General features: G+C 42.0%; 15 protein-coding genes and 1 pseudogene. 4 read left to right on the top strand and 12 right to left on the bottom strand.

Annotated features, from left to right (window positions below; all coding sequences use genetic code 11):
* A partial coding sequence (locus tag RDQ32_RS07570) for a GNAT family N-acetyltransferase (RefSeq protein ID WP_308579795.1) occupies positions 1-510 on the top strand: 510 nt, incomplete at its 5' end.
* Positions 511-586: 76 nt separating this feature from the next.
* On the opposite strand, the gene RDQ32_RS07575 is transcribed toward RDQ32_RS07570, so the two are convergent.
* From RDQ32_RS07575 to RDQ32_RS07605, 7 genes are all read right to left on the bottom strand, one after another.
* A complete protein-coding gene (locus RDQ32_RS07575; protein WP_308579796.1) occupies positions 587-1,975 on the bottom strand; it encodes a sodium:alanine symporter family protein in 1,389 nt (462 codons plus the stop codon).
* Between the two features lie 53 nt (positions 1,976-2,028).
* Positions 2,029-3,357, bottom strand: a complete 1,329-nt coding sequence (locus tag RDQ32_RS07580) for a diguanylate cyclase (protein WP_308579797.1) — start codon at positions 3,355-3,357, stop codon at positions 2,029-2,031.
* 214 nt (positions 3,358-3,571) lie between these two features.
* The gene (locus RDQ32_RS07585) at positions 3,572-4,303 is read right to left on the bottom strand and encodes a LytTR family DNA-binding domain-containing protein (RefSeq protein WP_308579798.1); all 732 of its coding nucleotides are present in this window, start codon (positions 4,301-4,303) and stop codon (positions 3,572-3,574) included.
* 15 nt (positions 4,304-4,318) lie between these two features.
* Positions 4,319-7,162: a response regulator gene (locus RDQ32_RS07590; protein ID WP_308579800.1), complete on the bottom strand. Its 2,844-nt coding sequence runs from the start codon at positions 7,160-7,162 to the stop codon at positions 4,319-4,321.
* Between the two features lie 299 nt (positions 7,163-7,461).
* A complete protein-coding gene (gene spoVG, locus RDQ32_RS07595) occupies positions 7,462-7,737 on the bottom strand; it encodes a septation regulator SpoVG (RefSeq protein ID WP_007156442.1) in 276 nt (91 codons plus the stop codon).
* Between the two features lie 15 nt (positions 7,738-7,752).
* On the bottom strand, positions 7,753-8,874 hold the full coding sequence (glgD, locus tag RDQ32_RS07600; protein ID WP_308579802.1) for a glucose-1-phosphate adenylyltransferase subunit GlgD: 1,122 nt from the start codon (positions 8,872-8,874) through the stop codon (positions 7,753-7,755).
* The gene (locus tag RDQ32_RS07605; RefSeq protein WP_040648599.1) at positions 8,871-10,145 is read right to left on the bottom strand and encodes a glucose-1-phosphate adenylyltransferase; all 1,275 of its coding nucleotides are present in this window, start codon (positions 10,143-10,145) and stop codon (positions 8,871-8,873) included. The genes glgD and RDQ32_RS07605 overlap by 4 nt, the downstream gene beginning before the upstream one ends.
* A gap of 494 nt (positions 10,146-10,639) precedes the next feature.
* On the opposite strand from RDQ32_RS07605, the gene asnS reads away from it, so the two are divergent.
* Genes asnS through RDQ32_RS07620 form a run of 3 tightly spaced genes read left to right on the top strand, consistent with a single transcriptional unit; the run spans position 10,640 to position 15,171 of the window.
* Positions 10,640-12,028 carry an asparagine--tRNA ligase gene (gene asnS / locus RDQ32_RS07610; RefSeq protein ID WP_007156445.1) on the top strand — a complete coding sequence of 463 codons (1,389 nt, stop codon included), beginning with the start codon at positions 10,640-10,642 and terminating at the stop codon, positions 12,026-12,028.
* Positions 12,029-12,082: 54 nt separating this feature from the next.
* Positions 12,083-13,177: a hypothetical protein gene (locus RDQ32_RS07615; RefSeq protein WP_308579803.1), complete on the top strand. Its 1,095-nt coding sequence runs from the start codon at positions 12,083-12,085 to the stop codon at positions 13,175-13,177.
* A complete protein-coding gene (locus RDQ32_RS07620) occupies positions 13,174-15,171 on the top strand; it encodes an AAA family ATPase (protein ID WP_308579804.1) in 1,998 nt (665 codons plus the stop codon). Before RDQ32_RS07615 ends, RDQ32_RS07620 begins: the two co-directional genes overlap by 4 nt.
* Before the next feature lie 171 nt (positions 15,172-15,342).
* On the opposite strand, the gene RDQ32_RS07625 is transcribed toward RDQ32_RS07620, so the two are convergent.
* The 5 genes and pseudogenes from RDQ32_RS07625 to RDQ32_RS07645 all read right to left on the bottom strand — a co-directional run.
* Positions 15,343-16,473, bottom strand: coding sequence for a hypothetical protein (locus tag RDQ32_RS07625; RefSeq protein ID WP_308579805.1), 1,131 nt, complete (start codon positions 16,471-16,473; stop codon positions 15,343-15,345).
* Between the two features lie 303 nt (positions 16,474-16,776).
* Positions 16,777-18,957, bottom strand: coding sequence for an FtsX-like permease family protein (locus tag RDQ32_RS07630; protein WP_308579806.1), 2,181 nt, complete (start codon positions 18,955-18,957; stop codon positions 16,777-16,779).
* A 125-nt stretch (positions 18,958-19,082) separates the two neighbouring features.
* Complete coding sequence (locus RDQ32_RS07635) at positions 19,083-19,784, bottom strand: ABC transporter ATP-binding protein (RefSeq protein ID WP_308579808.1); 702 nt, start codon at positions 19,782-19,784, stop codon at positions 19,083-19,085.
* 31 nt (positions 19,785-19,815) lie between these two features.
* Complete coding sequence (locus tag RDQ32_RS07640; RefSeq protein WP_308579809.1) at positions 19,816-19,995, bottom strand: hypothetical protein; 180 nt, start codon at positions 19,993-19,995, stop codon at positions 19,816-19,818.
* Positions 19,992-20,306 (bottom strand): annotated as a pseudogene (locus tag RDQ32_RS07645) (TetR/AcrR family transcriptional regulator); the annotation flags it as partial. The pseudogene RDQ32_RS07645 and the gene RDQ32_RS07640, both read right to left, overlap by 4 nt.

The following is a 20,306-nucleotide window of genomic DNA, read 5'->3' on the forward strand; positions in this document are numbered from 1 at the left end:
ATCCAAACTATTGCTGTGGAGATTTACTACGGAAAACAGAGAATGTTGCTGGCCGAAGAAGAGGGAGAAATTCTTGCCGTAGCAGCAATCCAAAGTCCTATGGACAAGGGTGTGGAATTTAAAGACTACGTTTCCAAAAAGGCACTGCAAACCTTTATGATTGGCGGTATTTTCAAGACTCTGGCATGGATATCCATGACAGAAAAAGCGGAAAAGGTAATTCACAGCCAAAAATGCCCCTTCTGGTATCTAAGCTCTTTAGCGGTAAAAAACAGCCGTAGAGGGGAAGGTATCGGCGCACAATTCCTGGAAGAAGGAGTAATTCCCTATGTAGCCTCTGAAGGCGGGGGACAATTCACCCTGATTACCAACACGGAAAATAACGCCCGCTTTTATGAAAAAGCAGGCTTTTCCTTAATGTCTTATGAAGAAATCCACACCCCGAAAACCCAAATGGGAAATTGGAGTTTCTCTATGAACGTGCAAAACGAAAAGACTGTTGTAGCCTAAAAAAATTAACGCCTATCCTTGTAGCATAAAGGACATGGTCTCTCCTATCCTTGTAAGATAAAAGACAGAAGCTCTCCTATCCTTCACTCTTACGATATTCCGAAATACACTGTAACACCTTAGGACACAGGAGGAAAAGAGCAATTAAGTTAGGGATTACCATAAGACCGTTAAAGGTGTCCGCTACGGACCAGACCAGGGATAAATCTACAGTAGCACCCAGAATAGACACTAAAGCATAAAGACTTAAAAAAATCTTTACCGCAATAGGAGAGGCAAAAACAAACTCTGTAAATCGAGCTCCATATAAGCCCCAGCCTAAAATGGTAGAAAAAGCAAAACAGCAAAGAGCCACCGCAGTAAAAATACTGGACCATGCTCCATAGGTGCTGGTAAAGCCTGAAATCGTAAGTTCAGCGCCGGCTTCTCTTCCGAAAGGAATATCTACTCCACTGCATAAGATTACAAGAGCCGTCAGCGTACAGATCACAATGGTGTCCGCAAACACCTCAAAAATTCCAAAATATCCCTGTTTAACCGGCTTTCTGGTATCCGCCGTTGCATGGGCAATAGAACCGGTTCCCAAGCCCGCTTCATTAGAGAAAATCCCTCTGGAAATTCCCTTCTTCATGGAAAGAATAAAGCTTCCTACAGCACCTCCCGTAAATGCTCTGGGAGAGAAGGCCGAAGCAAAAATCGTAGTAAAAACAGAGGGAACCCTATCAAAATGAAGGAAAACAACCCCTAAGGACAATACGACATAAAACAAAGCCATAAAAGGAACCAGCTTTTCCGTCACCTGTCCAATTCTCTTGATTCCTCCCAACAAAATCAAAGCAACCAGCACAGCAATCACTATCCCTATAAAAAGGTTTACCCTTCCATTCCCTTCCGTAGGCAATAGAGAAAAATGGAACAAGGCCTCATTAATTGCCGCTGTTATCGTATTCACCTGGGTCGCGTTTCCGGTGCCAAACACCGTAAGAATACCAAAAACTGCATAAAGGTAAGCCAGAAAAATCCACTGCCTGCCCAGTCCATTTTTGATATAGTACATGGGACCGCCCAGCAGCTCTCCTTTTTTATTGCTTTCCCGATAATAAACCGCCAAGGTAACTTCGCAGAACTTGGTGCACATCCCTAAAATTGCGGACATCCACATCCAAAAGACAGCTCCGGGACCGCCGATACTGATGGCTCCCGCCACACCGGCAATATTTCCTGTTCCAATGGTGGCCGCCAAGGCGGTGCAAACCGCCTGAAAAGGGGTCAAAGCCCCGTCCTTCGCCTCTCTTTTTCGGAAAATTCTTCCGATTGTCACCTGCATAGCCTCAGGAAAATTCCGAAGCTGTAAAAATCCGGTACGGATACTCAGATACAAACCCACACCAAGAATACAGGCCATAGCCGGTACTCCCCAAATAAACCGGTTCACCAGCCGGTTGGCCTCAATCAACATATTCATCTTTTTTACCCTATCTTTTCTATACTCTAAATGTTCTATACTCTAATTATCTACTAACCTATCAAGCTGTTGACTTCTACCCGAATAGGATATTCTTCCTGTTCTTCCAAAGATCGCTGTCGCATCACTCTGTCAATAGCCACATGACTGGATTCTGCACTTGCTCCAACCAATAAAATCATATATTGTTTGTTACCGCAGCGAACCACCACATCTCCCCTTCGAATCGTCTTACTCAAAAGACCTCCGAAATTCCGCATTCGATTCTCCGTTCCTCTGCGATCCGCATCCGAACTCTCCTCTACCGTAAATAAAACCATCTGTACGGGAAGCTGCGCTCTCTCTCCCGTCCGCTTTAAAAAATGATAGATACTGCAAAAGTCTTCATAATCCACCATATAAGCACCGGGAAAATAATCTCTGCCCTCAATTCTTTTCTGAATCTCCGGCAAGGAAACTACGTTGCTGATTTCCTCTTCTTCCTCCTGCTCTTCCGAAAAAACGAAATATCCCCCATGCCCTGCGGACTTTACATGATACATAGCTTCATCCGCCTTTTGGTAAAGACTTAAAAAGTCGGAGCCCTGTTGAGGTGCCATAGCAACACCTATGGAAATTCCGAATTGTCCTGAAACGGAGGAGCCTAATACATGTTCCAGGCAAGATTTCACCTTGAGACAAATTTCCTCGCAACGATCCTTTAGAGCATCCTCATTCCAGAAGCCTCGATAAAAAATTATGAACTCATCACCGCCAATACGCCCCAATACATCATCGGAACGCACCAATCCCTGTAGCACCTTCGCCACTTCCATCAAAACCTGATCTCCCATCTCGTGACCGAAACGATCATTTACCATCTTAAAATGGTCCAGATCCAGCATGAGTAAAAGGCCGGTGTCTTTTTTCATTTGTAAATACTCGTTAATTTGTTGTACACAGGCACTTCGATTAAAAAGCCCCGTTAAAACATCGATATCCGCCTTTTTCTCCAGATGCTTCAGCATCTGCTCTCTTTTTATAATCCGTTCCACACGGCGAAGTAAAAGGTCCGGCAATAAAGGTTTTCTGATATAGTCATAAGCGCCCAAATCAAAGCCCTTAATCTCCGCTCCGGAATCCTCGTCAGAGGTCATAATCACCACCGGAATATTAGCCAAATCATGGCGTTCCAAACGGCGAATCTCCTTCAAGAAAGCATAGCCGTCCATCTCCGGCATATGCAAGTCCACCAGCAAAATATCCGGTTTGGAATTCGGCAAATCCTCCAATGCGGTTTTGGCATTGTCATAAGTAGATACCTGATAATGATCCTTCAATGCCTTTTCTGCAATTTTTCTGGGAATCAACTCGTCATCCACGATGACCACTCTCTGGCTCATTTTACTCCTTTTCCACCATCCCTGGAAACATCTTACAAAAATCTTACATCCTGCTTTTATCATACGAAAAACGATAAAGACACGTCAAGCTCTATTTAAGTTTTTTATTCTTAATTTTCTTTGAAAAAATTCACAAAATAATTTTTAATTCATCTATTAAAATTACTTTATCGAAAATCCTTTAGTAACACACAAAGAGGCCATGTCTAGCTTCTTAGACGCTGGCCATCTTCTTAGTATGCAAATATTCCGTATGTTCCTTCCGGGCTGTAGCTAAATACTTCTCACTGATGGATAATTCCGTTCCATCCTGCAAAAATAAACTTCGCCCGGTAATCCGTTGAATGCAATCCTTGGATACCGCAATATAGCGGGATATCTGTAAAAAATCATCCTTCCCGTGTTGATCCATAAAGGCTTTCATGGACATATAGGTTTCCATATCATCTTCATGCAGGTGAATGAGAAGCCTTCTTCCCATGGTTTCTACGTATTCCACGTCTTCCAGATAAATCCGTTCCAGCTCCCGGTCCACCATGACTTCCATATACTTTACCTTTTCCACGGTTTCCAAGGCGTGGGAAAGCACTTTGGAAAATTTCTCATATTCCACAGGCTTTTGAATGTAGGAAAATGCCTTTAATTCAAAAGCCTCCGTCACATAGTCATTTCCCCCTGTGATAAAAATGATTTTCCCCGGAGCATTTCGTTCTTTAATCTCCCTTGCCAATTCAATTCCATTTAAATTCGGCATAAAAATGTCTAATAAAAACAAATCTGTAAGGTTAAGATCCTGCTCTTTATTTTCCAGAAATTCCTCTCCGGAGCCATAGTAAGATATCTCTACCGGAATCATCCGTTCTTTAAAAAATCGTTCCAATAGGACCCCTAAAAATTTCCGTTGTACCAGCTCATCATCACATACCACAAGCTTAATTTTCTTCATGGATAAACTCCCGGACTACTGTAAGTATTCTCTAGCTTCTTGAATTGTCTTCCTGTAGAGAGCCATGAAAGCCTCATGATTATAGGCAATATAATGCTCGGCTTCCTCTTTCTCTACGTTGTCTACTACTCTTTTTGCTGCATGTTCCAGTTTTTTCGCATTTTCAGATAGCTTCACGGCACCAACCGTTAGGGAGGTTGTTTTTAATCCGTGGGCATAGAGGCGATATTTACTGTAGTCCTTCTCTGCAAATGCCTTCTCCAGCTCCTGCATCTTCTCGTCACTACTGTCTCTGAAAAGCCCCAGGATTTCTCGATATACTTCCTCATCCTGCATGCAATACTGCAAACCTGTACTTCGATCCAGCGTTTTCTCTTCTTCTTCCTTCTCTACTATAGCATGTTTCTTTAATTCTGTCTGAAAATATTCTTCATTTGTTCTCTTCCGAATTAAATTCTCCGGCAGGAAGGTATACAAGGTTTTCTCCAGCTCATTTCCATCCACAGGCTTCGTCAGATAAGCGTCAAAGCTTGTGTTTACGTACTTCTGACGAATACCGGGGAGCATATTGGAGGAAAAGGCGATGACGGGAACCGGCTTTCCATAACGGTTTTCAAAGGCATTTTCCCGAATCTTCTTCAAGGTTTCTTCTCCATCCATTCCCGGCATCATGTGGTCAAGGAATATAATATCGAAGTTCTCTTCTCTTAACTTCTCAATACACTCTTCTCCGGAAAAAGCACAGGTAATCTGTACTTCTGTCCTCTTCAAAAGATTCTGTACCAGACGAAGATTTAATTCATTGTCATCCACCACCAAAATTCTGGCGTCCTTGGCAATAAAGCCCTTATTAAAGTCCTTCTTCTCTCCTCTTTGCTTCTGATACCGTTCTTCATAATTTCCGATACGGTCTTCGTTTAACTGCCACTGGGGAATATAAGCTGTAAAGCAGGAGCCCTCTCCAAACACACTATCCAACTGAATGTGTCCGTTCATGATTTCCACAAAATAGTTGGTAATGGGCAGTCCCAGGCCTGTTCCCTGAATATTCTGGCTCCAACCGGACTGTACTCTTTGGAACTTCTGGAAAATAAGCTTCTGATCACTTTCCTTCACACCTACACCGGTATCCTTTACAGCAATCTGCAGCTCAATGGCTTTTGCCGTACTGAGCCCGGTTTCTTCCTTGGACTGCACAGGAGAATTTCCCTCTTCGTCCAAAGCCCTTGCTGTTACGCTAAGAGTAATTTTTCCTTTTTCCGTGTACTTAATCGCATTATCAATCAGGTTTAAGATGACCTCCCGCACCCGGAAAGCATCTCCGTAAAGCACCGCCGGAGTGTCTCCGTCAACAAGGATTTCGAATTGCAGTCCCTTCCACTCTGCACGGAAACGAACCATACTGTTGATTTCGTGAATCACAGTAGCCAATTCGTAGGGCTTAGGCACCAGCTTGATTCCTCCGGATTCGATTCTGGAAAAGTCCAAAATATCATTTACTAAAGACAAGAGGGTCTGCCCGGAAGCCTGAATATCCTGCGCATAGCTTAATACCGCATCATCACGGCTCTCCCGAAGAATCATCTCATTCATACCGATAACGGTATTAATGGGAGTTCTAATCTCATGGGACATATTGGCCAAAAATTCCGCCTGTACCTTATCGGAAATTTCCAGCTTGCTCTTTTCATTTTGTACCTTATCATACTCAATGCCCTGAGCATGCATAATCTGGAAGGCAAAGATAATGGTTCCGATAGAAAGGAATTTTCCCTGGTTTGCATAGCCGCTAATCATATAGGAAAGCAACTCAATAATACAGAAACCAATCAGGGTGCAATAAGCCCCCATCATCCAGGTCAACTCCCTAAAGAGGTGCTTATCCTTCTTCCAAACCATGTAAAAGCTGCGCAACACCTCGATTGCGGTAATAAGCCCCAAAATATCAATGGGAAGATTTAATTCCGCGAAGGAAAAGATTCCTACTCCCGCAGAAAAAATAATCAAGGCATCACAAATGAAAATCACGAAGGACAATAAAAAGAGTTCTCTTTGACATAAGCCCTTTTCCACTTTGTTAATAAACAGAAGCGCCGGCACCGGAATCATAATCAGGGACAGATACTCCAGATTCCAAAGCAATAATATATTGTTAAAAATCAGCTGTCTGGCATCAATCTGACACCCGAGCCATAACCCCATAAAGAATAGGCTGACTCCCGTATAATAAGCCCCTCTTTCGTCTCCCCTCTTTTTGTCCACCAAAATATATTCCACCCACATTCCGATTCCCAGGAACATCAGGCAAAAAGCCGCCAGAATCTGCAAAGCATTCTTCCAAAGAATGGCACAAATAATGGAAACGTCTTCTCCGAAATAGATACCTCCAAGGGTATTCTCCGCCGTTCTGCCTCTTCCGGTCAGCTCAATACGAATCATCTTCCCAAGCTGATCCTTCTGTACCGGGATACGAACCCAGGAAATAGGCGGAATCTTACTATTAAATGGCGGGATATCCGCATATTTAAATTCATATACCACTCTACCGTCTATCCACACCGTAATATCCTGATGCACTGTTCGAATGAACAAGCTGGTTAACGCATAAGGAACATCCTGGGGCAGCTGTCGTTCAATTAAGAGCTCCTTCTCAGGAACAGACTCTCCGGTAGAAAATAAACGTTTTTTTGAGCCGTCCGGCAAAACTCTTTGCCAGCCGGATTGTAATACTTCAAATTTTTCCTCATAAAATCCAAGCTTATCATAGTAGCGCATGGAACTGGCCACTACAAAGATAAGCACAAAAATTAAAAACAATAGGTAGATAAAGCGTATCTTAACTTCTGTTATTCTATTCATACTATTTCTCCGAACTCCTTTTCCGAGAAAACCCTTTATTCAATTCCCTCTATAGATTAGTGCATTTATTTTAACATATTTCTTAAGCTTGTTCTACTCTCAGGCATCCATAATTCCCTGATTCATTGTAGAAAAAAAACGAAATTACTCCTTACCATCTTTACATTTCGACCAAAGAAGAAAAATTTATAAACAAAATACCGTAAGATTTGCACTTGTAAAGCATTGTACGCAAAAAGCCACTAAGGATTATTGTCCTTAGTGGCCTCAAGTTTGTGAGATTTTACTTCGTCGCGAAATCAAAATCCTTCGCCTTCTTCCTCTGCATCCTCCTGGTATTTCTCCAGAATGGTCTGCTGAAGTAACTCTCTCGTGGTGGAGCGGATAGGGTGAGCAATATCTCTATACTCACCGTCCGTAGTTTTTCTGGAAGGCATAGCAATGAATAAGCCCTTTTCTCCCTCAATGACCTTAATGTCGTGAATCACAAATTCTTCATCAAATGTGATAGAAACAATGGCCTTCATCTTACCTTCTTTGTCAACCTTACGAACCCGTACATCTGTAACCTCCATGATACTCCTTCCTTTTTACATGGTATACCTTTCATTTTTCTCGATGACGATTCTGATATTCTCCGGTGTTCCAATGTAGGTTGTATTGGCGCGAATGGTGTCCCGGCTCTCCACGATGCAATGTTCAATGACGCTGTTATCTCCGATATACACATCATTCAGGATAATCGAATTGCGAATGATACAGTTATTTCCAACATAGACCTTACGGCACAAAACAGAGTTTTCCACTGTTCCGTTGATGATACATCCGCTGGCCACTATGGAGTTATGCACACTGCAATCCGGATTGTACTTCGCAGGCGGGTTGTCGGCCAATTTTGTATAAACTCCAGAAGCCTGCTTAAAGAAATAATCCCGAACATCTCTCTTTAAGAAGTCCATATTCGTCTTGTAATAGGACTCCAGAGAAGCAATATTGCTCCAATAAGTATTCAGTCTATAACCGTAGATTCGCTTGATGTTCTTGTAGCGAATCAGAATATCCTTTACGAAATCATAACGATCCTCATCATGGGCTTTTTCCAAAAGCTCAATCAACTGTCTTCTGCGGATAATATAGACTCCGCAGGAAATACAACTGGCATCAGTTGATACGGGCTTTTCTTCAAAATCCACGATTCTGCTGTCCTCATTCATCTTAAGACAGCCAAAGCGGGATATATCATCCCCTGCATCCATGTTCTTGCATACAACGGTGATGTCCGCTTTCTTTTCGATATGATATTCCAGTACCTTGTTATAGTCAAGCTTATATACCCCATCTCCTGCGGCAATGATGACATAAGGCTCATGAGATGACTGTAAAAAAACAAGGTTTTGATAGAGTGCATCTGCCGTACCCCTAAACCAATCTCCATGCTCCGCAGTAATAGTCGGGGTAAAAACATATAGTCCACCTTGTTTTCTTCCGAAGTCCCACCACTTGGAAGAGGACAGATGCTGGTTCAACGACCTGGAGTTATACTGGGTCAACACAGCTACTTTCTGAATATGCGAATTGGACATATTCGAAAGAGAGAAGTCGATAGAACGGAAGGTGCCTGCAACCGGCATTGCGGAAATCGCTCTCTTGTTGGAAAGCTCTCTCATTCTTTTGTTGTTACCGCCTGCTAAAATAATTCCTATTGCTCTCATAGTCTTTCATCCTCCCTTATAATCGCTCCTCCACTTTGAAGGAATCCATCCGGGTAGTCCGAAAGATCCGTCTTCCCATAAATCGCCGTGTTTCTGCCAATGGAAACTCCATCGGGTATAAGGGAATTCTCCCCTATCGTAGCAAGGTCTGAACAATACACCCTGCTGTCATAAACAGAATCCTGGTATTCTCCGGTACCAATCACACAATCTTTGCCAATCTCTACATTTTCAGCAATCACAGCCTGGTCGATATGTGTGTTCTCTCCCACCACCGTGTTTGCCATAATAATACTATCTGAAATGACGGCCCCATGTTCCACTGTTACACCGGCACCGATAATAGAATTGTAAATCTCTCCATGAATCTCACAACCTTCAGAAATAACGGATCGTTCTACGTGGGAATGGGTTGAGATAAATTGTGGAGCGGGATTATCGGTCTGGGTGTAAATCTTCCAATATTCCTCGTACAAGTTAAATTCGGGAATCAATGCAATCAGTTCCATATTGGATTGCCAGTAGGAATACAAGGTTCCCACATCCTTCCAATATCCGTTGAACTCATAGGCAAAAACATTCCCTATGTTCTGGAAAATATAAGGAATAACATGCTTTCCAAAATCCAAATCCGGCACATCCCGGGTTCGTAGCAAAGCATCCTTTAGCACTTTCCAGGTAAAGATATAAATTCCCATAGAAGCCAAATTACTCTTGGGTTCCTTCGGTTTCTCCTGGAAATCTATAATCCTGCCGGTTTCATCGGTGACGGTAATTCCAAAACGGCTTGCCTCCTCCATGGGTACCGGCATGGCGGCAATGGTTAAGTCGGCCTTCATCGCCTTGTGATACTCCAGCATAACCTCATAATCCATCTTGTAAATGTGATCCCCGGAAAGAATCAACACGTACTCCGGATCATAATTCTCGATATAAGCGATATTTTGGTAAATGGCATTGGCCGTTCCCGAATAAAAGCCGGTATCTTCCTGAGATTCATAGGGCTGCAATACCGTAACGCCTCCCCTATTACGATCCAAATCCCAAGGAATACCGATGCCGATATGTGCATTCAGGCGTAAGGGTTGATACTGAGTAAGTACTCCCACTGTGTCTATGCCGGAATTAATACAGTTACTTAAGGGGAAATCAATAATGGAATACTTTCCGCCAAAAGAAACCGCCGGTTTGGCAACATTCTTTGTAAGAACCCCAAGGCGTGAGCCTTGGCCGCCAGCTAAAAGCATGGCGATCATCTCTTTCTTAATCACGTCATCACCTCTCTGCATCTAAAACATATGGCACTGGCAACCACAAAGAGCTTTCTCTCTATTCAAATACTTCTATTCAAATATTTAAGAGAATTCTTAATCTTCTTCTCCTTCTGGTATTTGTATTATAGCACTAACCTCAAGGCTTGAAAACCGAATTTTACGAAATATTTACCATAAAAACTTCAAGCCTATTCTATTTTTTGTATAAAAGTTATTTATTCTTCGGGAAAAGACTTTTATGAACCTCCCCATTCTATTGAAGAATGCTATAAAGCAAAAAAGAAATTTTCGGCAATATAGGGCAGTGGTTTACAAAACCGCTGCTCAGTCGAGGCGAAGCTAGCAAGAGCGTGCCCCAAGTTCACTATATCGCTTAGAAAATATATTTGATTGTTAGGCCCTCAATTTAGCGGGAGTTTCCGTCGTATTTCCTTGAAAATTTTTTCTCTCTCCTATATACTGAAAAATATTGTTTACATAAAGGGGGAAGTATGGAAATTACAGGATTAAGAGACATTTTCCTATCACAGGAAGAATATTTGGATACAGAGGTCATGGTGAGCGGTTGGGTGCGAAGCAACAGAGACTCCAAGAATTTCGGATTCTTGGTGATTTCCGACGGTACCTTCTTTACTCCGCTTCAGGTTGTTTACCATGACAGCTTAGAGAACTTTGCACAGGCAGCCAAGCTTGGTGTCGGTGCTGCGGTAATTGTGGAAGGAAAGTTGGTAGCTACGCCGGAGGCGAAGCAGCCCTTTGAGTTGCAGGCCAGTTCCATTACAGTAGAAGGAGATACGGAAGCCAGTTATCCCTTACAAAAGAAAAGACATACTTTAGAATATCTTCGTACTATTCCGCATCTTCGTCCAAGAACCAATACCTTCCAGGCGGTGTTCCGTATTCGTTCTCAGGTAGCTTTCGCCCTTCACTCCTTCTTCCAGGAGCGAGGCTTCGTTTATGTGCATACACCCATTATCACAGCCTCCGATACAGAGGGCGCAGGAGAAATGTTCCAGGTAACCACCCTGCCCTTGGAATCCGTTCCTATGGAAAAGGGTGAGGTGCAATATGGAGAGGATTTCTTCGGTAAAAAAACCAGCCTTACCGTTTCCGGACAGTTAAACGGAGAAACCTTTGCCCAGGCCTTCCGAGATATCTATACCTTCGGACCTACCTTCAGAGCGGAGAAGTCCAACACCCAAAGGCATGCTGCGGAATTCTGGATGATTGAGCCGGAGATGGCCTTCGCAGATCTGGATGATGTCATGTTTATTGCGGAGGATATGCTGAAATATGTGATTCAGTATGTTTTAGTCAATGCGCCGGAAGAATTGGAATTCTTAAATCAATTCGTGGATAAGGGTCTTTTGGATAGATTAAATCATATTGTGGAGTCCGAATTCGCCAGAGTAACCTATACGGAAGCAGTAGAAATTTTACAAAAACAAAACGACCGTTTTGAATATAAGGTGGAGTGGGGCTGTGACCTGCAAACCGAGCATGAGCGTTACCTCACCGAAGAAGTTTATAAGCGTCCTGTCTTCGTAACGGATTATCCGAAGGATATTAAAGCTTTCTACATGAAGCTGAACGAGGACGGAAAGACCGTTGCCGCAGTGGATTGTCTGGTTCCCGGCATCGGAGAAATCATCGGCGGTTCTCAAAGAGAAGATGATTATGAGAAATTAAAGAAGCGTATGGAGGAACTTAAGATGGATCTGGAGGAATATGAATTCTATCTGGATTTAAGACGTTACGGCTCCACAAGACACGGCGGTTTCGGTCTCGGCTTTGAGCGAGCTGTTATGTATATTACCGGTATGAGCAATATTCGTGATGTACTCCCCTTCCCAAGAACCGTTGGAAACTGTGAATTATAAAATTTTGCCTCTCGGGTATCCGGGAGGCTAAAATTAGCTTAGAAAGGATTCCTTATGCGTTTTATCCATGCCGCGGATTTACATTTAGGAATGATTCCGGATGCTCAGCATCCCTGGGGAAGAGAACGGGCCAACGCCCTATTCTATTCCGCAGAAAAAATCGTAGATTTGGTTTTACAAGAAAATGTAGATGCCTTATTTCTGATGGGACAGATTTTTCATCTTCCTCCCTTGCAAAAGGACTTGGAATACCTGCATAAACTATTTCAGAAGATTCCCTTCTGTCATGTTTTTTTATTTTGCAAAAAGACGGAAGAAAATTACTTTCTCCGAAGCTTCTCTTTTTCGGAAAATGTACATGTTTTCACAGAAGAGCAGAGTAAATTCTATCTCCCGGAACCGGAAATGGAGATTTTAGCCATGCAAGAAAAGGACTTCTCCTTTTCCGCTGCGGAATCCTTTTCTTTGGAACATGGAGACGCCATTCCTATCCTACTTTGGAACGAAAGAAAGGCCGAAGAATTTTTATCCCTTGAGAAGGCACAAAACAGTGAGAATGCAATAGATGCTAAAGATAGTCCTCTAGCCTCCCTTCCTTTTTCCTATATTGCCTTGGGTGGCGAAAGCAAGAGAAGCGTTTTTGCCAATGGGAAAGCTGCTTTCCCCGGTTCTCCGGAACCTCTAAGCGCTGAAAATACCGGTGAGCACGGTGTATATTTGGGAAGTATTCACCCCATCACAAAGAGATTGGAAAGCCTTACTTTTTTCCCGATTTCCACCCTTCAATATATTTCCCTTTATTTGCAGCTGGATCCCAGCGTGGGGCAGGAAGCACTGAAGCAGGGACTCTTAAAAAAAATCGAAGAACGAGGAAAACAGAATATTTATAAAATTCGCTTTAGCGGAAAAAGAGATCCGGAAACCAAGGTGGATTCGAGTTTATTCCCGAAAGAGTTGCGCATCGTAGAATGCTTGGATGAAACCCTTCCCCAGTATGATTTTTATGCTCTATATAAAGAACATCAACAGGATATTTTGGGGTTCTTTATTCGTTCCTACTTGAAAAAAGATCTGGAGGACTTAAGCCCTATGGAAAAGCAAAGTCTTTTTTACGGCGTTTCCGCCCTTCTGGAAGGAGGAAAGTCATGATACTGGAAAAATTGTATATCGATGGCTTTGGGAAATTTTCCGATTATTCTCTGAACTTCTCCCCTTCCATTCAGATTTTGTACGGAGAAAATGAGGCAGGAAAAAGTACCATTCATGCCTTTATTCAAGCCATGCTCTACGGTATCCCCAAGGGAGCCAGTAAAAAAGAAATCTTTTTCCAATACCGCCCCTTTTCCAAGGCACTGGGCTTTGGAGGTTCTTTGACCTTTTCCCATCAGGGGAAAAGCTATTGTGTACAAAGGGACTTTTTACAGGGAGGAGAAGCCCATATTACTATTCTTCCCCAAGGGGAAAAGCTATTTGAAGGAGAGAGCTTTTTACAGTCTGTCCTTTCCCCATTTTCCTTAGAGAGCTTTAAAAATACCGTATCCATACGACAGCTGAAGTCTTCCACCGAGCGGGAAATGGTTTATGAATTACAAGCTATGCTTTCCAATTTTCAAGAAAGCGGTAATGTGGAGCTTAACCCTCAAGCAGCTTTGGACTACCTGGAGCAAGAAGAAGCAAGGCTAAGAGAAAAAATAATTCCGGATGCAACAAAACGATACTCCGGTCTCTTAGGAGAAGTGAAAAATACCCGTAGGAGTCTCTCCCTTTTAGAAGCGGAAGAAGCCCAATCTTCAGAGGAAAAATCTATCAAAGGATTAGTTCCGAAAGAGGCGATGATAGAAGCAACAAATAGAGAGGAAACAGATGGAGAAGAATCCTTTGAAAAGAACGGCTCTGTAGCAAAGAACTGTATCTTGAAAGAGGAATCTTTGGAGCTACAGCAGAAAGTGGCGGAAATAGAAGAAACCCGCGAAGAATGGAACAGACTCTCTTCTCTTTTGGAAAAGGAAGGCTTAAACAACAAAGAGGAGCTTCTGCTGGAACAGGAGAAAATGCTGCAATACCTCAGTCATGAACAGGAAGAAAAGGAACTGGGCAAAAGCTCGATCTTTCTTTATCCCCTCTTCTGCTTCTTCGCCCTTTGCTTTGCTGTTTTGACCACACTAAGCTTTCTATATGCCTATACCAGTGTTGCCCTGCCCAGATTTCCCTTCTTTTCCATGGGCTTCTCCGCATACCTGTATCCCTTCTTCTGTGCTTTTTTACTCTTCCTTCTTCTGGCTTTATCGCAAAGAAGGATTTTTACACAGCAACAAAGGTGGGTAAAACAAGAGAAGCGGGAATTTGAAGAAATTCTGGCCAAGAGAAACATTTCCACCTTCCTACAGTTCCAAAACAGCAGCAAAGAGGAACTTCGTGAAGAAGGTTCATCCTATACCCAGGCAAAGGTATTACAGTATTACAATACTCTTTTGGAAAAATGGGGAGAAAAGGAAGAATTGGAAAAAAGCTTAGCTCTTTTGGAAGAAAGTTATCAAAAAGAAAAGAACCTTTGGCTGGAAACAAGCTACAAAGAAAAACAAAAAGAGCAGCGGGAAGAACTCCTACGCCAATACGGCATCCTACAAAACAAGGCGGATTTAATTCGTCCCTCTCTAGAGGAAAATGAGAAATTACAGGAAAAGAGAGAGGCTATTTCGGAAGCTAAAGAGCGTATTCGACAAATTGCCGGAGAAATCCGAAAAAGTTTTGCCTTTCACTTAAACGAAGACTGCGGGAAAGCTCTGTCCGAGATTACAGGAGGACGCTACGATTCTCTTTGGATTGATGAACAGCTGCATATCTATGTGAATGCCAAAGAAGGTTTCTTCCCCTTGGAACAAGCCTCTACCGGTACCATTGATCAATTGTATTTGGCTCTTCGTCTCTCTATGGCGCTCCTATTGCAAAGGGAAAATAGGGACTTGCTTCCCCTCCTCTTTGATGACAGCTTTGCCATGTATGACGAAAAAAGACTGGCAGCCAGTATTGGCTATCTGAAAAAAGCTTATCCTGCCCAGATTCTTCTTTTCACCTGTCATCATAGAGAGGAGAAGATCTTAAAGGAACTGGGAATTCCCTTTGAGCAAACGGAACTAAAATAAACAAAGCTCATACATCGTAAAATACTTTTTAAAAAATATAGGTCTGAAAGTTGGGGCGTACAAAGTACTTATAATCCCTACACTTTCAGACCTATTTGTATAACAAGTTCAATATGCTAATCTTTTATCTTTCCGTTCCGGAAGGAAATCTGATTTCTTTTAGCCATTCTTTTATTCAGAATCACTTTCGCCGGCAGGAGCAAGTACCGGTTCCACTTCCGGCGCTTCCAGCTTTAAAACCGCCTCTGTAAGACTCTTACACTGCCCTTCTTGCAAAAACTGAATCATTCTATGCAAGTCTTCTTCGTTCAAATGCTTTTTTCCGATAAACTGCTCAAATTTTTGGGTAATGGAAATCTGAAGTTCCTGGGCCTTTCCTTCCAAACTGTTTCTTTCCTGTGAGGCCTGCTGCCATTGATCTTTCAAAGTCGTAAGACGCTCTTTCTCCGTGTTCTCCATCTCATCCCGAATAATATTCTGATTAACGGTTTCAAAGCTATGGAGAGCATTCTGCTTTTGAGCAATCACTTCGTTTCTCTCCTGATTCAAACGGCTTAGTTCATCATCAAACTCTTCCAGATGATAATGGGATTCATTGGAGTCTTTGTTAATCTCCTTCTTTAAACGCTTCATCTGTTTCTTGTTTCGATTAATCTTCTTTCGAATCTCTGCCCCCTGATTTACCACATCTCTAAACTTCCCAACGGTTCGGTTTCCGATAAAGACATAGAGACCGCCAAAGATCAGGATATCCAAAAGATAAATTCCTACCAAAAACAGGATTCTATGGGGCACCAGAAAATAATAGATGGAAATAGGAATCGCCCCAAAGAAAAGTAAAAAGAGAAAAATCATCCCCAAGACTTCTGAAAAGGATACCGGCTTATAGAGAATGGCAAAAAGCTTGGTGGTGCAGAATAAGGGTGCTCCTTCTCTGGTGCAGATTCCGTGATACTGTCTCTTTAATTCCACATTTTCCTGCTTCAAAGGTGCGGATTCTTCCGCTACCCTCTCCTTGATTCCCTTATTTTTAGCCTTTTCTCTAGCCTCTTGAACCTTTTTGATTTTTCCGTCACTTTGAGACAGCTGCTGCTCATAGCTGCTTTCCAGTTCCTTCTTACGCTCTTGAATCGTTTTTTCAATCTTTTGCTTTAGGGCTTCTGTCTCCTGCTCAAAGTCAAGTTTTCCTTGCTTTTCTCTTTCTACAGCTGATTCCGCTTGGAGCTTACAATCCTCCAGTTGCTTTACCGCTTCTTTCGCCTGCTCTAAAAATAAAACCGGATTTTCCTGCTCTAATCCCATATTGGCCTCCTGGTCTAAAAGAAAATATTTTGCAATTTTCCAGTACTTATCCATTCTTTTATAACAAAAAAGATAGTCTCCGTAAAGACTCTTCCCTCTTCTTTCAGAAATATCGCTTCACCCTTCTTTCAGAAATATCGATATATAGGAATTTATAGAGGAACGTTATGACGGTTTCTATGCCGTATGCACAAACGCAGCGAACCAAGAGACAAAAGATTTATGCAGTTAACCCGGTGCGGTAATCTTGCACCGGATTTTAAATATCCGCAGACGGCGGTTATTTTTTCTGAAGACAACATTTTATTCGACCGACTTCAACGATTCGACCATATCTATATGTGCTGTTAACCTGCACACCATAAGCTGGATTAAAAGAGAGCAGCCTACGACGATTAATGAAACAATTATATATGATATCAATCGTAAATGAGGTGAATATGAAATCGTGGTTGTTGAGACTGTTCTGACATATAGTCCAAGAAAATACCATCCGGCAATCGAGCCAATTATCCACCCTGTCACCATGGGGATCAGGCTGCTTTTAAAGATAAGACTCTTTATATCTGTATTGTAACTGCCGAGAACACGAAGTGTGGCATATTCTCTGTATTTTTCTGCAAAGTTCAATAATCCGAGATTATACTGGATCACAACACTTAGAAGAATGGCTGCTGCAATCAGAAGTATGATTACTCCCTGAACGCTGTCCAGCAATTCCTCGGACTCACTGTATTGTTTCTTCAATTTGACTGCATCTTTGATAACAGACATCTGCTTCACATCGCCCAGATTCATGTTGTCATCTGCCAATAATGCGCTAGCTGTAAATGTATTGCCAAGCGATTCCCAGTATGACTGCGACATAAATATTCCCTGAGGGCTGTTTATATCTGCTATTTGGGAGACCTTCAGATAATTTCTCTTTCCCGCTATAAGTACGCTGATAAATCCGTTTTCTTTCACATTCAGATCTCTGGCTGAAGAACTGGATAGAATTATTCCATCAACAGGTAGTTCCAGCACATTTCCATCAGTATCATATGTCGTGAAAAAATAACCCTGACCAATAATAAACAGCCTTTCAGAATGAACAGACTTTGAGCTTCTTGCCTCACATGACTGTTCGCTTACCCACTGACAGTCGCCTGACAGAAGAGATTCTATTTTTTTGACTTCATCCTCTGTTGGAGACATACTGAGATTTAACTTTTCATAATAAGTGTATTGCCTGCCATAAATCTCACTGTTTACAATGTTGATAGTGTCTTTTAATCCGAAGCTTGCCATCAGAAGCATCATGCTCCCTAAAACGCCTACAACTCCTATTGCTGTACGAATTTTGTTCTGTCCTGCATCTCGGATGATCCATCTCCAGTCAAAGCTCAGTCTGTTCCACAGAACTTTAAAATGTTCAGCAAAGACCTTTTTCTGACTCTGCCTGCCAGAATCACGGAGCAAATCAGTCGGTGTCTCAACTACGATAGATCTGCATGAGATCCAGGCAGATAATGTACAGATAGTGATAAGCAGTACAATAAGGATTACTGAATAATACGAATTACGCCCCAACCATTCAGGCATGCTGTAAAACTTTTTCTGCAGAGAAAGAAGGACAGGGGTTACTGTATATGGTGCAAGCTCGTAGCCCAGTAATGCTGCCGGAATGCTGATGATAAGTCCGTAAACAGCATAATGTAGCTGGATCTGAAGAGGATGAAAACCAAGCGCCTTTAATATTCCGATCTGTGTACGCTGCTTCCTGACAATTCTTGTCATAGTTGTGTAAATGGTAAGGAGTGCCAGAAGAAAAAATACGAGTGAAAACATGACAGACATCTTTTTTATCTGCCCGATCTTATTTATGTATGAAGATACAGGTGTGTATTCCGTTCTGTCATAACACATCATATATTTATCATTGAGAATAGTTTTCAGATCTGAGCGCAGTGAATCCACGTCAGTTATATGATCTGTAGTAATTTTTATCTGATTATAGGCTGCATTAGGGACTATCTGAGAAAGAGTATCTGCTGATATGAATCCATAGGTATATTTCGAATGATCCGGCACCATGGATGTAGATGAACCTGTATAGCAGATATACTCAGGGCTGTAGACCAATCCCTTAACTTCTAACTTTTGACTTTTTTCACCGTAGTATATCTGAATCTGGTCACCAACATGGATTTTCTTATTGTCTGCATAATCTTTATCCAGCCAGATGCCGTCTTCTGTTGGCTTATATTCATTTCCGTTAATACATAAAGGCTTTGATATTTTATTGTTTTTGTTGGATATAAGACAGATATTGACATTGGAATCGCTATCCAGATATGCGCTTTCTACAGCAGAAAGCTGGGTTTCGTTTATCCCGTCAAGCTCTTTGATCTGTCCAATATCATCATTATCAAATCCGAGACCACTGATCCAGATATCTGCCAGATTTGAATCCTTAAAATAGGCAGTCTCTTCCTGCTCCATACCGTTCCATACTCCCTCGATACCTGAGTATATCAGCATTCCAAGAGCGCACATGATAAATATCGACAGGAACTGAGATTTCAGTCGCCAGATGTCACGAAGCATTTTACGAAACAGTGTACCCATTACCAGTTTACCTCGTCAACCTTCAAAGGTTTTTCATTTTTCTCAGAAAATTCGATCCTACCGTCCTTTAGGTGTATCACTTCATTAGCGCATAGCGCAATAGAAGCATTATGCGTCACTATGATTACGGTTTTGTTATATTTCCTGGCCATATCCGTAAGAAGTTGAAGTACACTCCTTCCTGTAGCGCTGTCCAGAGCCCCTGTTGGCTCATCACAGAGAAGAATGTCAGGATTTTTACATATGGCACGCGCGATAGACAAGCGCTGCATTTCTCCGCCTGAAAGTTCATCAGGAAAATGCTGACATCTATCCTCCAGCCCGACACTACGGATCATTTCCTTTGCGTCAAACGAATGTGATGTCATCTTAGCCACAATACTGACATTCTCTAGCGCATTAAGTGATGGTATCAGATTGTAAAACTGGAAAACAAATCCTATCTTTTTCCTTCTGTATTCGGTTAGTTCAAATTCATTGAGCTTTGAAATATCGGTATCTGACACCCGTATGCACCCAGATGAGGCTCTATCCATGCCACCTATAAGATTGAGCATCGTACTCTTTCCAGATCCGCTCGGTCCTAAAATCACAGTGACACTTTTGTCTTCAATGCTGAAGCTAACATGATCAAGTGCCGTTACTTCGCTGTCACCAACATTATATGTCTTTGATACATTCTCAAATGTAACTGCTTTCAATATATTCACCTCGCTATGTAAAGAATACAATCTACCACTTAACATAAATTAGAGCATGTTGCCATTGTGTATTTTCGGGATCAAAATGGAAACGTTCACCATGCTCAGCAATGAAATGAGATATTTGCGTACTTTCTGACTCAAGACCGCCTACTAGCATCGCCTGTTCAATGGCATTTGTTAATTCTGTGTATACGTAATTTCTACTCATTTGCTCTCCTTCTGTTCAGCAAAATTATATAGTTTAAGAATCATTGTCTTGATCGTTGGTAGTTTTTCCTTCAAATAATCGATCTTCTCATCTGGAGAAATTTGATTCATGATATTAAACAATCCTGAAACCAAAAACTCAGTGATAAACTTTGGATCGCTGCAGTTGCATTCTCCATTATCATTTCCAGAAAGTATAAGTTCTGTTACAAGAGGAACCATTTTTTTCCCAACATTGAAAAAAATCCTCTCGTGTGTTATACCGTTTTTCACATTTAGAATTCCCATAAATATGCCAAACTTTTTTTCTGC

This window comes from uncultured Oribacterium sp., from assembly GCF_902481605.1.
Lineage (GTDB): Bacteria > Bacillota > Clostridia > Lachnospirales > Lachnospiraceae > Oribacterium > Oribacterium sinus.